Raw genomic sequence first — 13,747 nt, forward strand, 5'->3', positions numbered from 1 at the left:
ACGTCTCGACCCGATGGAACCGGCGGGTGGGGAGGTGTGTGTGCGCGATTCGCCCGCCGGCACCCGGCCCGGGCGCCTGCCGGTCGAGCGGAGCAGTGCCGTGCTGCTCGCGGTCCTGGTCGTGGCCGCGGGAGCGTATCTCGCCGGCGGCTACCCGGTGCGGCTCGGGCTGGTCGTCGGGGCTGACGCGCTGGGCGCGGTGGCGATCGTGGCCGGCGTGCGGCGGTTCCGGCCGGAGCGTCCGGCCCCCTGGCTGCTGATCGCGGCCGCGCAGATCTGCGGGGCGGTGGCCGACGCGGTCAACTACCTGGCCAGCGGCTACGGCTCGCCCTGGCCGTTCCCCGGCCCGCCGGACCTGTTCTACCTCGGCCGCTACCCGCTGATGTTCGTCGCGGTGCTGCTCTGGGCGCGCCGCGCGTCCGCGGGCCGGGCCTCGCTCGGCCGCGGGGCCGACGTCGCGGTGATCGACGTGGGGATCGTGGTCGTCGCGGCGGCGATGCTGTCGTGGATCTTCGTGATCTCCCCGCTGACCGGCGGGACCACCGGCCTCGACGCGCTGATCGTGGTGACCGCCTACCCGGTCGGCGACCTGGTGCTGGTCGCGGTCGGGGTGCGGATGTACTTCGGCGGCGGGCAGGCGAGCCCGGCGCTGGGGCTGCTCGGCGGCTACCTCGGGCTCTGGCTGTTCGCCGACACGCTGTTCGACCTGACGACGCTCAACGGCACCTACCGGCCGCTGCGGCTGCTCGAACTGGTCTGGGTCGGGGCGGCGATCCTGGTCTCCGCCGCGGCGCTGCACCCGTCGATGCGGACGGTCGGCACGCCCTCGCCGGACCGGCTGCAGGAGGGCTCGGCGCGGCGGCTGCTGCTGCTCGGCGGAGTCTCGCTGCTGGCTCCGGCGGCCGAGTTCGCCCAGTACGTGCGGGGTGAGCCGCTGCACGTGCCGCTGGTCACCGGGGTCTGCGCGACGCTGTTCGTGCTCGTGACGCTGCGGATGAACGTCCTGCTCACCGCGCAGCGCCGGTTGGCCATCACCGACGCGCTGACCGGACTGCGCACCCGGCGGTTCTTCGAGGCCGCGCTGGCCCTGGAGTACGGACGGGCGGTCCGGAACGACAGCACGATCGGCGTGCTGCTGGCCGACGTCGACCACTTCAAGGACGTCAACGACCGGTACGGGCACAAGGCCGGTGACCTCGTGCTCCGCGAGGTCGCCGCGCGTCTGGCCGCCTGCACCCGGTCGGGGGACGTCGTGGCCCGGTACGGCGGGGAGGAGTTCGCGGTGCTGGTGCCGAACACCGACCGAGGTATGGCGTCCGCGCTGGCCGAGCGGCTCCGGCGTGCCGTCGCCGGCACCGCGTTCCCGGTCGGCGACGGGGTCGCGGTGCCGGTCACCGCATCGATCGGCGTCGCGCTGCTGCCCGCCCACGCGCGGACGCCGGACGAGCTCACGGTCCGGGCCGACCAGTGCCTCTACCGGGCCAAGAACGACGGCCGCAACCGGGTCGTGGTCGCCGACGACCTAGCGCGGTTCCAGCCGGACCAGAGTCCGCTCCCCGGTGCGCTCTGACTCCACCGCCGCCTCGCACACCGCCACCGCCGCGTACCCGTCCCAGACGCCGGGACCGCCGGCGCCCGCCACCCAGGCCTGCAGCTCGGCGTCGTAGGCGGGCCCGAAGCGCTCGAGGAAGTCGGCCGAGAGCGCACCGCCCCAGGCCCCACCGGCCCGACGGGTCAGCAGACCCTGGTCGAGGCCGATCACCGCGCTGCCGCGTTCGGCGACCAGCTCGGTCCGCACCTCGTAGGCGACGCCCGTCCGCATGAACAGCTCGACGTCCACCAGCCGGCCCGACGCCGTCTCGAACAGCACGAGCATCGGGTCGCTGACGCCCGCCGGAGCCGCCGACGACGCCCGCGGCCGCACCACGGTCACCGCGACGATCTCCTCACCGAGCAGGAACCGGGTGACGTCGGCCTCGTGGACCAGCGAGTCGCGCAGCATCATCGTCGAGTCGAACGCCGGCCGCTGGGCCGGGTTCCGGTGGACGCAGTGCAGCAGCAGCGGCGCGCCGATCTCCCCGGACACCGCCAGCTCCCGGAGCGCCCGGTACTCGGTGTCGAACCGGCGCATGAAGCCGACCTGGACCAGCTCCGAGCGAGGGGCCCGGACCAGCCGGTACGCCGACGCGCTCTCGGTCGTCAGCGGCTTCTCGCAGAGCACCGGCACGCCCCGGGCCAGACACGCCAACACCTGTTCCTCGTGGGCCGGCCCGGGGGAGGCCAGCACGACCGCGTCCACGTCGTCGGCCGCGATCGCCTCCCGAGCGTCGGTGGCCACCCGGGCGCCGACGGTCGCGGCCACCGCCGCGGCCCGCTCGGCCGAGGGGTCGGCTACCACCGTCACCCGGGCGCCCGCGGTCCGGAACGCCAGCGCGGTCGCGTGGTACGCGCCCATGATCCCGACGCCGACCACGGCCACCCGCAGGTCGGTCACAGGTACGGCCGCTGCGCGGCCTTGTGCGCCGCGTAGGTCGCGTAGGCCGCCCGGGTCGACTCCAGGTCGGACACCTCGCTCACCGGCACGTCCCACCACGACTCCGAGTCCGGCGCCCCGCCGGAGAACGGATCGGTCTCGACGTGGATGACGGTGCTGGTCGGGGACTTCCGGGCGACGCCGATCGCCTCGGCCAGCTCGTCGCGGGAGGCGGCCCGGATCACCGGCACCCCGAGGCTGGCCGCATTGGCCGCCAGGTCCACCGGGAGCAGGTCCCCGTCCAGCCGCCCGGACGTCGTCCGGTAGCGGTAGCGGGTGCCGAACCGCTGCGAGCCCAGCGACTCCGACAGCGCCCCGATCGACGCGAACCCGTAGTTCTGCACCAGCACGACGATGACCTTCAGCCCCTCCTGCAGGGCGGTGACCAGCTCGGTCGCCATCATCAGGTAGGAGCCGTCGCCGACCAGCACGAACACGTCCCGGTCGGGGCAGGCCAGGGCCACGCCGAGCCCGCCGGCGATCTCGTAGCCCATGCACGAGTAGCCGTACTCGACGTGGTAGCCCTTCGGGTCCCGGGTCTGCCAGAGCTTGTGCAGGTCACCGGGCATCGAACCGGCCGCGCAGACCACGACGTCCCGGGGGTCGGAGAGGTCGTTCACCGCGCCGATCACCGCGCTCTGGGTCAATTCGTCCCCGGAGTGGTAGGCCCGGTCCACGGTCGCGGCCCAGGCCGCGTCCAGGTCCGCGTACTCCTCCCGGTAGGCGTCGGCCACCGAGTGGGAGGAGAGCAGCGGCGCCAGCGCCGCCAACGTCTCCCGCGCGTCCGCGCGGACGGCCAGGCCCGCGTGCTTCACCGCGTCGATCGCGGCCACGTTGACGTTCACGAAGCGGACGCCGTCGGCGGCGAACGCCGTGCGGCTGGCCGTCGTGAAGTCTGAGTACCGCGTCCCGACGCCGATCACCAGGTCGGCGTCGCGGGCGATCGCGTTGGCGGCGGTGGTGCCGGTGGAGCCGATCGCGCCCAGGCACTGGGGGTGGTCGAACGGGAGCGCACCCTTGCCGGCCTGGGTCAGGCCGACCGGGATGCCGGTCGCCTCCACGAACCGCGCCAGCTCCTCGGACGCCGCCGAGTAGCCGACACCGCCCCCGGCGACGATCAGCGGCCGCTGGGCGTTCCGGATCAGCGCGGCCGCCTCCTCCAGCACGGATCGCTCGGGCAGCGGGCGCGCGACCCGCCAGACCCTCCGCTCGAACAGCTCGTCCGGCCAGTCGTGCGCGGCCGCCTGGACGTCCTGGGGCAGGCAGATCGTCACCGCGCCGGTCTCGGCCGGGTCGGTGAGCACCCGCATGGCGGCCAGCAGCGCCGAGGGCAGCTGCTCCGGGCGCTGGACCCGGTCGAAGTACCGCGACACGGGCCGGAACGCGTCGTTGACCGTGACGTCGCCCGACCACGGCACCTCGAGCTCCTGCAGCAGCGGCGCGGCCGACCGGTCGGCGAACGTGTCGGCCGGCAGCAGCAGCACCGGCAGCCGGTTGACGGTCGCCAGCGCGGCCCCGGTGATCATGTTCGTCGCGCCCGGGCCGATGCTCGTCGAGACCGCGTACGTCTGCAGCCGGTCCTTCATCCGGGCGTAGGCGACCGCGGTGTGCACCATCGCCTGCTCGTTGCGCCCGAGGACGTAGGGGATCTGCGCCGGGTCCTCGAGCTCGGCCTGCAGCAGGGCCTGGCCCAGGCCGGCCACGTTGCCGTGCCCGAAGATCCCGAGACAGCCCGCGATCAGGCGCTGCTGGACGCCGTCGCGCTCGGAGTACTGGGCGGCCAGGAACTTGACGGTGGCCTGGGCAACGGTGAGCCTCATCGCATCTCCTCTAGCCGCGGGTCGAGGGGCTGGGACGCCCAGGTGGCACGCACCCAGGCGTGGTCCGGATGGTCGGAGATCAGCCAGGCGCGCTCGGCGCCCGGACCGGCCATGACGTTCAGGTAGTACATGTCGAAACCGGGCGGGGCCATGCACGGGCCGTGCCACCCGTACGGCACCAGTGCGATGTCCCGGTCGCGCACCTCGGCCAGCACGTCTATCGGGCCGCGGGCCGAGGAGCTCGTGCGGTGGTAGCCGAACCCGGGCTCGCCGGACGGCCCGGGCGCGATCTCGAAGTAGTAGATCTCCTCCAGTTCGGACTCGTCCGGGCCGGCCTCGTCGTGCTTGTGCGCGGGATAGCTCGACCAGTTGCCGGACGGCGTCACGACCTCGCAGGCGATCAGCGCGCCGGTCTCGAACGCGCCGATCGTGCCGAAGTTGCGCACCAGCCGGCTGGCCGAGCCCGCACCACGCTGCTCGACCGGCACGTCGTCCGCCGGGCCGTACCGGAACGGCAACTCCCGGTCCGTCCGCGCCCCGCAGAGCGCGACGCGCGCCCCCGTCGCGTCCGCCTGGAGGACAGCCGTGACGCCGACCGGGAGATAGGCGAAGTCGCTCGGCCCGGCGAACACGTTCGCGCGCCCGGACAGGGCGAACGTGGTCTTCCCGACCGAGACGGAGAGGCCGCCGGAGAGCGGGACCACCAGCATCTCCTCAGGGCCGGTAGCGATCTCCCGGGTCTCGCCCACGGTGAGGATCCTCAGCGAGGAGTAAGCCCAGCCGGCGGACTCCGGGGTGATCACCGCGTCGAACCCGTCGGCGGCGGCCGAGCCCGCGGGCCGGAACCAGTCGCTCATCATGTCTCCGTCATCGGTCGACCAGCGTGGACTCGAACGCGTAGCGGTCGGGCCGGTAGGCGTGCGTGCCGTACTCGACCGCGCGGCCGGCGTCGTCGTAGGTCGTGCGGTCCATGGTCAGCACCGGCGCGCCCTCGACCTCGCCGAGCAGCCGGGCCTCGGCCGCGTCGGCGCGCCGGGCGCTGATCCGCTGCCGGGCGACCCGCATGACCACGCCGGCCCGGCGCATCGCCTGGTAGAGGCCGACCTCCCCGAGGTCGACAGCGGCCAGATCGACGACGTCGGTGGGCAGGTAGTTCGTCATGTGGGCGAGCGGGTCGGAGCCGACCGACCGGAGCCGCTCCAGGTACCAGGCCTGTTCGTGGTCGGACAGGCGCAGCTCGGCGCGCACGTGGTCGTCCGGCTCGACCAGTTCGAGCTTGAGCACGACCGTGCGAGGCTGCTGACCGGCCTTGGTCAGGTCGTCGAACAGGCTGGTCAGCTCCAGCGGGCGGTGCACCCGGCCCTGCACCACCTGGGTGCCGACGCCCCGCTTGCGGACCAGCAGTCCCTTGTCGACGAGCACCTGGATCGCCTGGCGCATCGTCGGCCGGGACAGCCCCAGGTCGGCGGCCATCGCGACCTCGTTGCCGATGCGGTCACCGGCGCCGAGCGTGCCCGACAGGATCGCCTGTTCGAGTTGCTCGGCCACCTGGAAGTACAGCGGGACCGGGCTACTACGGTCGAGCGTGATGGGGGGCTGCATCAGGCGCTCCTTCGCGACCGGTTGTCAGTATGTCCGGACAAAATCTTGACAGCGCCAGTGGTGTCTACCACACTCCTCCCCACGATCGACACCCCCAGAGCACTGCCCCACCAGGAGAACTCAATGAAGAAGTTCGCCCTAGCCGGAGTGATCGTCGCGTTGTTCCTCGCGATGACGGGCTGCAGCGGCACCGGCAAGGAGGAAGGGCCGTCCGACGCGGGCGACTTGGACCTGACATACGCGATCATCACCCACGGTGCGCCCGGCGACGCGTTCTGGGACCGGGTGAAGTCCGGGGCCGAGCGCGCGGGCAAGGACTACGGCGTCAAGGTCAACTACTCCTCCGACCCCGACCCGGCCAAGCAGTCGCAGCTCATCGACGGGGCAGTCGCCGACAAGGTCGAGGGCATCATCGTCTCGATGGCGAACCCGGACGGCCTGGAGACGTCGGTCAAGAACGCGGTCGCCGCCGGCATCCCGGTCGTCACGATCAACTCCGGCATCGACAAGTGGAAAGAGTTCGGCGCGATGACCCACATCGGGCAGAGCGAGGAGATCGCCGGTAACGCGGTCGGTGCCCGGCTCAAGACCGCGGGCTGGAAGAACGCGCTCTGCGTGATCCAGGAGGCGGGCAACGTCGGGCTCGAGGAGCGCTGCAAGGCGGTCACCGCGACGATGGGCGGCAAGGTCACCAACCTGCAGGTCGACGGCACCGACGACAACGCCGTGCAGGCCACGATCACGTCCAAGCTGCAGGCCGACAAGACGATCGACGGCGTGCTGACGCTCGGCGGCCAGTACGCGATCGACGCGGTCAGCGCGGTCAAGGAGTCGGGCAGCTCGGCCAAGGTCGCCACGTTCGACCTCTCCGCCGACGTCATCAACGACATCAAGGCGGGCACTATCGACTTCGCGGTCGACCAGCAGCCGTTCGTCCAGGGCTACGCCGCGGTCACCGCGCTGTACCTGAAGAGCATCAACGGCAACGACCTGGGCGGCGGCCAGCCGGTCTACTCCGGCCCGGCGTTCGTCACCAAGGAGAACGCCGACGAGGTCGGGAAGTTCGCGGCCAAGGGAACGCGATGACTACTGCTGTCGCGGACGAACGCCTCGCCTCCGGCGGGGCGTTCGCCCGGATTCTGCGCCGCCCGGAGGTCGGCGCGCTCGTCGCCGCGATCGCCGTGTTCGTGTTCTTCGCGCTGGTCACCGACACGTTCGCGACCGCGTCGGGCGCGTCGACCTGGCTGCGGTCGGCGTCGACGATCGGCATCATGGCGGTCGCCGTCGCGCTGCTGATGATCGGCGGGGAGTTCGACCTCTCGGCCGGGGCGATGACCGGTTTCACCGGCCTGGCCGTCGGCGTCATGACGACGGAGTGGGGCCTGAACATCTGGGCCGCGATGCTCGTGTCGCTGATCCTGGCCCTGGCGGTCGGGTTCCTGAACGGGCTCCTGGTCATGCGCACCGGGCTGCCCAGCTTCATCGTGACGCTGGGGACGTTCTTCGTCCTGCAGGGCATCGACCTGGCCGCGGTGAAGGCGATCATCGGCCAGGTCGCGATCCAGGGCATGGCCAACGTGCCGTTCTACTCGCAGCCGCACGGGGTGTTCGGATCTTCCCTGGATGTTGCCGGTGGCCTGGTCTACGCCTCGGTGTTCTGGTGGATCCTGGTGACGGTCGTCGCCACCTGGGTGCTGCTGAAGACCCGGGTCGGGAACTGGATCTTCGCGGTCGGCGGGGCGCAGACGTCGGCCCGGCAGGTCGGCGTGCCGGTCGCCCGCACGAAGATCGGGCTGTTCATGACCAGCGCCGGGGCCGGCTGGCTGGTCGGCATGCTGCTGCTGTTCACGACGTCGACCGTGCAGTCGAACACCGGCGTCGGGCAGGAGTTCATCTACATCATCTGCGCGGTCGTCGGCGGGTGTCTGCTCACCGGCGGGTACGGGTCGGCGGTCGGGGCGGCGCTGGGCGCGCTGATCTACGGCATGACCAACCAGGGGATCGTCTACGCCGGCTGGGACAACAACTGGCTCAAGGCGTTCCTCGGCGTGATGCTGTTGGGTGCGGTTTTGTTGAACGAAGCGGTACGTCGGCGAGCGGAGCGGTCATGACTTCGTTGATCGAGGTCGAGGAGATCGGCAAGCGGTACGGCAACATCGTCGCGCTGGCCGACGTCAGCACGTCGGTGTCTCCCGGCGAGGTGACGTGCGTGCTCGGCGACAACGGCGCCGGCAAGTCGACGTTCATCAAGATCCTGGCCGGGGCGCACCCGCACTCCTCCGGGCGGCTGGTCGTCGACGGCGAGGAGCGTCATTTCGCGTCACCGAGGGAAGCGTTGAGCCTCGGGATCGCCACCGTGTACCAGGACCTGGCCGTCGTGCCGCTGATGCCGGTCTGGCGCAACTTCTTCCTCGGGTCCGAGCCGACCCGGCGGTTCGGGCGCCTGGACGCGAAGTTCATGAAGGCGACGACGAAGTCCGAGCTGTCGGCGATGGGCATCGACCTGCGCGACGTCGACCAGCCGATCGGCACGCTGTCCGGCGGTGAGCGCCAGTGCGTGGCGATCGCGCGGGCGGTGTACTTCGGGGCCAGGGTGCTGATTCTCGACGAGCCGACGGCCGCGCTCGGCGTCAAGCAGTCCGGCGTCGTGCTGAAGTACATCGCGCGGGCCCGCGACCGGGGGCTGGGCGTCGTCTTCATCACCCACAACCCGCACCACGCGTACCCGGTCGGGGACCGGTTCATGATCCTGCGGCGGGGCCGCAGCATGGGCGACTTCCCGAAGAGCGAGCTGTCGCTCGACGAGCTGACCGGGATGATGGCCGGCGGGGCGGAGCTCGAGGCGCTCAGCCACGAGCTGGCGGCCGAGCTCGGGGGAGAGTCGGAGGTGGCGAAGACGCTCTCGTCGGAGGTGTCCGAGCTCAAGACGACCTGAGCCCGGGTCACTCCCGAAAGAGATTTGGGCAACTGTTGGCTCAACTTATGGCACTGAGTGCCGTAATGGTCGTACGGTTACTCCATAACCCCCGGCGAGGTCAGCGATGCCTCGTCCACGACCGAGAGCCGAAGAGACATGGCGAGCACCAGGGATTGGTTCGAGACCGTCGCGGAAGCGCAGCGGCGGGCGAAGAAACGGCTGCCCAAGGCCGTCTACCTCGCGCTGTTAGGCGGCGCCGAGGCCGGCGCGACGATGGACGACAACGTCGGCGCGTTCCGCGAGCTGGGCTTCCGGCCGCGCATCGCCGACCTCCCGGCCGCCCGTGAGCTCTCGACCACGGTCATGGGTCAGGAGATCCCGTTTCCGGTCGTGATCTCGCCGACCGGCGTCCAGGCCGTCGACCCGCAGGGCGAGGTCGGTGTGGCCAAGGCAGCGGCCCAATTAGGTACCGCGATGGGGTTGTCCTCGTTCGCCTCGAAGCCGATCGAAGAGGTCATCAAGGAGAACCCGAAGCTGTTCTTCCAGTCGTACTGGGTCGGCGACCGGGACGCGATGCTGGCCCGGGCCGAGCGCGCCCGTGCGGCCGGGGCCAAGGGCCTGATCGTGACGCTGGACTGGGTGTTCGACTCCCGGCGCGACTGGGGCAGCCCGTTCATTCCGGAGCGGATCAACTTCGAGGCGGTCCGGAAGTACGCGTTCCCGGTCGCGTCCAAGCCGGGGTACCTGTACCGGTGGGTCAAGTCCGGGTCGCTGCCCGACCTGGGCGTGCCGAACCTCGTGCTGCCCGGCCAGGAGGTGCCGACGTTCTTCGGCGCCTACGGCCAGTGGATCCAGACCCCGGCGCCGACCTGGGAAGACCTGGCCTGGCTGCGCGAGCAGTGGGGCGGTCCGTTCATGATCAAGGGCATCACCCACCCGGACGACGCCCGCCGGGCCGTCGACATCGGCGCCACCGCACTCTCGGTCTCGAACCACGGCGGCAACAACCTCGACTCGACGCCGGCCACGATCCGGCTGCTCCCGGCGATCGCCGACGCGGTCGGGGACCAGATCGAGGTGCTGCTCGACGGCGGTATCCGGCGCGGTTCCGACGTCGTCAAGGCGCTGGCGCTCGGGGCCCGGGCCGTGATGATCGGCCGGGCGTACCTGTGGGGCATGGGCGCGAACGGCGAGAAGGGCGTCAACAACGTCCTGGTGATCATCCGCGACGGCATCTCGGAGACGCTCTATGGTCTCGGCAAGTCGTCGATCCACCAGCTCACGCCGGAAGACCTGATCATCCCGGCCGACTTCACCCGCTCGGCGAAGAAGGCCTGAGCCTCCCGGCGGTGGGGGTGGCTCGTCCACCCCCGCCGCGGTTGACCGGTCGTCCTATCCTGGCCACCCACGGTGATCAGGGAGGATGATCGTGACGACGGGGCGCCCGGGGGGTCCGCCGCCTTGGCGGTGGATGGTGGCCTACCTCCTGGCCGCGTTCGCGATCGGCGGGCCGGCGGCCGCGACCGACCCGCCGAACACCCGTCTGCTGTGGACGCTGCTGGTCGTCGCGTCGCTGCTCGGTGCGCTGGCCGCGACCGACGCGATGGACCGGGCGGTGCGCCGGCTCGTGCGCCTGGTCCGCGCGATCATGTCCCGCAACCCCGACCCGCGCCCCCGTCCGCCCTGGTGGCTCCGGCTGCCCAGGCCGGTGCGGGCGATCGGCCTCCCGGCCGTCGTCCTCGTGCTGGCGCTGGTCATCGGCGTCCTCGCGGTGCCGAAAGCTCGCGAGGGGGGCTACTACCTCATCCGGGGCTGCCAGCCGCCGCCGACGCTCCGGGTGCTCACCACACCGGAGAGCCTGGCCACCACGTCGGCGCTGGCCACCGAGTACGAGCGCGAGTCCGCCGCGGCGCACCACGGGTGCGCGAGCGCGGACGTCTACGTGTACGCGGCCGACCCGGCCGCGGCCCGCGACGCGCTGATCAACGGCTGGACCACCGAGAGCCTGCAGGAGGTCGGTCCCCGCCCCGAGGTCTGGATGCCCGATTCCACGGTGGACGCCGGCCGGGTGGCTGAGCTGGGGAGGACCGCCGGAGCGTCCCCGGTCGAGAGCGCCCGCTCGATCGCGTCCACGCCGATCGTCCTGGCAGCCCCGGCCCAGGCCGCTCCGCAGGCCGACGAACCACGCACCTGGGCGCAACTCCTCCGGGACGCCGACGACGCCCGGCTGCCCGTCGTCCGTCCCCAACCGACGAGATCGACGACGGGCGAGGTGGCCACCGAGCTGATCTACCGCAGCCTCTCCGAGGACGCGGAGGAGTACGACGCGACCGCGACCCGGGCGGTCGAGCGGCAGATCGGGGACGCGCTCGACCGGGGCCGGTACACGCTCGGGAACGCGGACGCGGTGCTCTGCCGTCATCGGGACGCGAGCCAGGCCGGAACGGCCGTCGTCCTGACCGAGCAGCAGCTGGTCCGGTACAACCAGGGCCGCCCGCACGGGGAGAACTGCCCGTCGGAGGACCCGGTCCAGGCCGACCGGCAGCTGGTGGCGGTCTATCCCCGCGACACCGCGGGCCTCGACCATCCGCTGGTCCGGCTGCGCTGGCCCCGGACCACCGAGCGGCAGCGCGGCGCCACCCAGGCCTGGAGCGACTGGCTCGGCTCGGAGGCCGGCCGCCGGGCGCTGGTCTCGATCGGCTTACGGCCGCCGGTCGGCGGGGCCGGAACGACGCCGCTCACCGAGCCGCTCACCCCGCGCTGGGGCGTCCGGCCGGACGCGGTGTTCGACCGGGCCAGCCCGCCCTCGGCGGACGTCGACGCCGCGCTGGACGCGTACACGGCCGCGAGCCGTCCGGCGCGGACCCTCGTCCTGCTCGACTCGTCCGGCTCGATGGCCACCCGGGCAGGGCCGGGTACGCGCTTCGACGCGGCCCGCTCCGGGGTGCGGAGCGCGTTCGGCACGGTCGGGCCGCGTGACCAGGTCGGACTCTGGACGTTCCCGGCCGACCCGGGGACGACCCGGCCGCTGCTCGGCATCCGGGCCTGGCGAGCCGGCACCGCCGGGCCGGCCGCCGACCGGGCGCTGAAGAAGATCCGCCCCGCCGACGGCACGCCGCTCTACCGGTCGATCGAGGCCGGCCTGGACGCGCTCGGGCGCCCGGCCGAGGGACAGGTGACGACGCTGATCGTGATCACCGACGGCGAGGACAGCGACCAGGGGACGCCACCGGACCCGCGGGTGCTCGCCGACCGGGCGTCCGCGGTGGGCGTGCGGATCTCGGTCGTCGCGCTGGGCGACGCGAGCTGCGCCGGGCCCGCGCTGTCGGTGCTGACCGGCGGGTCCGGCGGGGACTGCGAGAACGCGGACTCGCGGACGCTCGGCGGCGCGCTCGTCGATCTGCTGGAAACCTAGGAGGAGGCCGGAGCGATGGGGACGGAGCACACGGGGCGGCCGATGCCCGACGGGCCCTCGGGGACCGTCGCCTGGTGGCGGGCGATGAAGGCCTTCCCCGGCAACCACCAGCGATGGACCAGCTTCCTGGCCGGTGTGCTCGTCGGTGTGCTCGTCGTGGTCCTCGTCGGGTTCCTCCGCCCGCTCCTCAGCGACTCCTCCTGGGAGGACGGCGAACTCGTGCTGCTCAGCGGCAAGGACGAGAGCGCCGGCGGCCAGCGCCAGGAGCTGATCGAGGAGTGGAACCACCTGCACCCCGACCACCCGGCCCGGATCGAGGAGGTCACGAACATCGCCGACGCCCAGCACAGCGAGATGCTCGCGCGCGCCGGCGGTGACGGCGACCCGGTCGACGTCCTCAACCTGGACGTCGCCTGGATCCCGGAGTTCGCCGAGGGCGACCTGCTGCGGGAGTACCCGGAGAGCCGGGCCGACCGGGGCGCGTTCCTCGACGGTCCGCTCGAGACCTGCGAGTACGACGGCAAGCTGTGGGCGCTCCCGTTCAACACCGACGCCGCGCTGCTCTACCGGCGCAGCGACCTGGCGCCGCGGGTCCCGTCGTCGTGGACGTCGATGCTGGCCGCGATCGCGAACGTGCTCGAAGGCCGTCCGAAGCCGGGCACGGTGCCGGAGGCCGGGTTCGTCACCCAGCTCCAGGGCTACGAGGGGCTGACCGTCAACGCGCTGGAGGCCGTGTGGAGCGCCGGCGGCGAGATCGTCGACGACGACGGCGACGTGCACGTCGACTCGCGGCAGGCGCGCGACGGGTTGCGTCAGCTCGTCGACGGGGTCCATTCCGATCCGCGGCAGATCCTCCCCGCCTCGCTCGACTTCAGCGAACAGCCCAGCACGAGCGCGTTCCGGGCCGGCCGGGCGCTGTTCATGCGCAACTGGCCGCTGGCGTACCGGACGCTCGACGTCCCGGCCGAGCCCGGCACCCGCCCGGTCGAGTTCGCGGTCTCGCCGCTGCCCTGGCCCAGCGTCCTCGGCGGGCAGAACCTCGCGGTGGCGAAGCGGAGCTCCCATCCCCGGGCGGCCGAGGCGCTGATCGAGTTCCTCACCAACGACCGGAGCCAGCAGCTGCTGTTCGAGCGGGGCGGGCTGGCCGCCACCCGCCGGGTCGTCTACGAGGACACCCGGATCAAACAGGTCTACCCGTACGCCGACGAACTGCTCAAGGCCATCGAACTGGCCCGCCTGCGACCCCGCTCGCCGCACTACGCGCTGTTCAGCGAGGTGTTGCAGACCGAGGTGCACGCGATGCTGATCAGTGGCTCCGGGCCGCCGGCGGACCTCGGCGACCGGCTCCGGGCCGCGCTCCGCGGCAAACGCCGGTAACCGTTCACCGCCTCGAACCGACCTTTCGCCGCCCGAACCCGGACGGAACGGGGTGGGTGACACGTCAATGAGGGAATGTCGCA

At 72.2% G+C, this 13,747-nt stretch carries 11 protein-coding genes; 7 read left to right on the forward strand and 4 right to left on the reverse strand.

Annotated features, from left to right (window positions below; all coding sequences use genetic code 11):
* The first annotated feature begins 40 nt into the window (after positions 1–40).
* Positions 41–1,570, forward strand: coding sequence for a GGDEF domain-containing protein (locus FL583_RS05650; protein WP_142703384.1), 1,530 nt, complete (start codon positions 41–43; stop codon positions 1,568–1,570).
* Here FL583_RS05650 and FL583_RS05655 read toward each other — a convergent pair.
* The 4 genes from FL583_RS05655 to FL583_RS05670 are packed head-to-tail and all read right to left on the reverse strand — an operon-like array spanning position 1,523 to position 5,955.
* On the reverse strand, positions 1,523–2,494 hold the full coding sequence (locus tag FL583_RS05655; protein ID WP_142703385.1) for a Gfo/Idh/MocA family protein: 972 nt from the start codon (positions 2,492–2,494) through the stop codon (positions 1,523–1,525). The two genes, FL583_RS05650 and FL583_RS05655, sit on opposite strands and share 48 nt — an antisense overlap.
* Positions 2,491–4,353: a 3D-(3,5/4)-trihydroxycyclohexane-1,2-dione acylhydrolase (decyclizing) gene (iolD, locus tag FL583_RS05660; RefSeq protein WP_142703386.1), complete on the reverse strand. Its 1,863-nt coding sequence runs from the start codon at positions 4,351–4,353 to the stop codon at positions 2,491–2,493. Before iolD ends, FL583_RS05655 begins: the two co-directional genes overlap by 4 nt.
* Complete coding sequence (iolB, locus tag FL583_RS05665) at positions 4,350–5,213, reverse strand: 5-deoxy-glucuronate isomerase (protein WP_142703387.1); 864 nt, start codon at positions 5,211–5,213, stop codon at positions 4,350–4,352. Before iolB ends, iolD begins: the two co-directional genes overlap by 4 nt.
* 7 nt (positions 5,214–5,220) lie before the next feature.
* Positions 5,221–5,955, reverse strand: a complete 735-nt coding sequence (locus tag FL583_RS05670) for a GntR family transcriptional regulator (protein WP_142703388.1) — start codon at positions 5,953–5,955, stop codon at positions 5,221–5,223.
* 123 nt (positions 5,956–6,078) lie between these two features.
* Here FL583_RS05670 and FL583_RS05675 point away from each other — a divergent pair, with 123 nt between their 5' ends.
* The 6 genes from FL583_RS05675 to FL583_RS05700 all read left to right on the forward strand — a co-directional run bounded on the left by FL583_RS05675 (position 6,079) and on the right by FL583_RS05700 (position 13,664).
* The gene (locus FL583_RS05675; protein WP_142703389.1) at positions 6,079–7,041 is read left to right on the forward strand and encodes a sugar ABC transporter substrate-binding protein; all 963 of its coding nucleotides are present in this window, start codon (positions 6,079–6,081) and stop codon (positions 7,039–7,041) included.
* Positions 7,038–8,066: an ABC transporter permease gene (locus FL583_RS05680; protein WP_142703390.1), complete on the forward strand. Its 1,029-nt coding sequence runs from the start codon at positions 7,038–7,040 to the stop codon at positions 8,064–8,066. The genes FL583_RS05675 and FL583_RS05680 overlap by 4 nt, the downstream gene beginning before the upstream one ends.
* Positions 8,063–8,890 carry an ATP-binding cassette domain-containing protein gene (locus tag FL583_RS05685; protein ID WP_142703391.1) on the forward strand — a complete coding sequence of 276 codons (828 nt, stop codon included), beginning with the start codon at positions 8,063–8,065 and terminating at the stop codon, positions 8,888–8,890. Before FL583_RS05680 ends, FL583_RS05685 begins: the two co-directional genes overlap by 4 nt.
* Before the next feature lie 138 nt (positions 8,891–9,028).
* On the forward strand, positions 9,029–10,210 hold the full coding sequence (gene mftD, locus FL583_RS05690) for a pre-mycofactocin synthase MftD (protein WP_142703392.1): 1,182 nt from the start codon (positions 9,029–9,031) through the stop codon (positions 10,208–10,210).
* Between the two features lie 91 nt (positions 10,211–10,301).
* The gene (locus FL583_RS42355) at positions 10,302–12,287 is read left to right on the forward strand and encodes a vWA domain-containing protein (RefSeq protein ID WP_142703393.1); all 1,986 of its coding nucleotides are present in this window, start codon (positions 10,302–10,304) and stop codon (positions 12,285–12,287) included.
* Between the two features lie 42 nt (positions 12,288–12,329).
* Positions 12,330–13,664: an extracellular solute-binding protein gene (locus FL583_RS05700; protein WP_170323497.1), complete on the forward strand. Its 1,335-nt coding sequence runs from the start codon at positions 12,330–12,332 to the stop codon at positions 13,662–13,664.
* The last annotated feature ends 83 nt before the right edge of the window (positions 13,665–13,747 follow it).

The organism is Cryptosporangium phraense, assembly GCF_006912135.1.
In the GTDB taxonomy this organism is placed as follows: domain Bacteria; phylum Actinomycetota; class Actinomycetes; order Mycobacteriales; family Cryptosporangiaceae; genus Cryptosporangium; species Cryptosporangium phraense.

What these genes read in the sequence shown, in the direction of transcription:
- iolD (WP_142703386.1), bottom strand. Translation starts at nt 4,353, where the DNA reads ATGAGGCTCACCGTTGCCCAGGCCACCGTCAAGTTCCTGGCCGCCCAG.
- iolB (WP_142703387.1), bottom strand. Translation starts at nt 5,213, where the DNA reads ATGATGAGCGACTGGTTCCGGCCCGCGGGCTCGGCCGCCGCCGACGGG.
- FL583_RS05670 (WP_142703388.1), bottom strand. Translation starts at nt 5,955, where the DNA reads ATGCAGCCCCCCATCACGCTCGACCGTAGTAGCCCGGTCCCGCTGTAC.
- FL583_RS05675 (WP_142703389.1), top strand. Translation starts at nt 6,079, where the DNA reads ATGAAGAAGTTCGCCCTAGCCGGAGTGATCGTCGCGTTGTTCCTCGCG.
- FL583_RS05680 (WP_142703390.1), top strand. Translation starts at nt 7,038, where the DNA reads ATGACTACTGCTGTCGCGGACGAACGCCTCGCCTCCGGCGGGGCGTTC.
- FL583_RS05685 (WP_142703391.1), top strand. Translation starts at nt 8,063, where the DNA reads ATGACTTCGTTGATCGAGGTCGAGGAGATCGGCAAGCGGTACGGCAAC.
- mftD (WP_142703392.1), top strand. Translation starts at nt 9,029, where the DNA reads ATGGCGAGCACCAGGGATTGGTTCGAGACCGTCGCGGAAGCGCAGCGG.
- FL583_RS05700 (WP_170323497.1), top strand. Translation starts at nt 12,330, where the DNA reads ATGCCCGACGGGCCCTCGGGGACCGTCGCCTGGTGGCGGGCGATGAAG.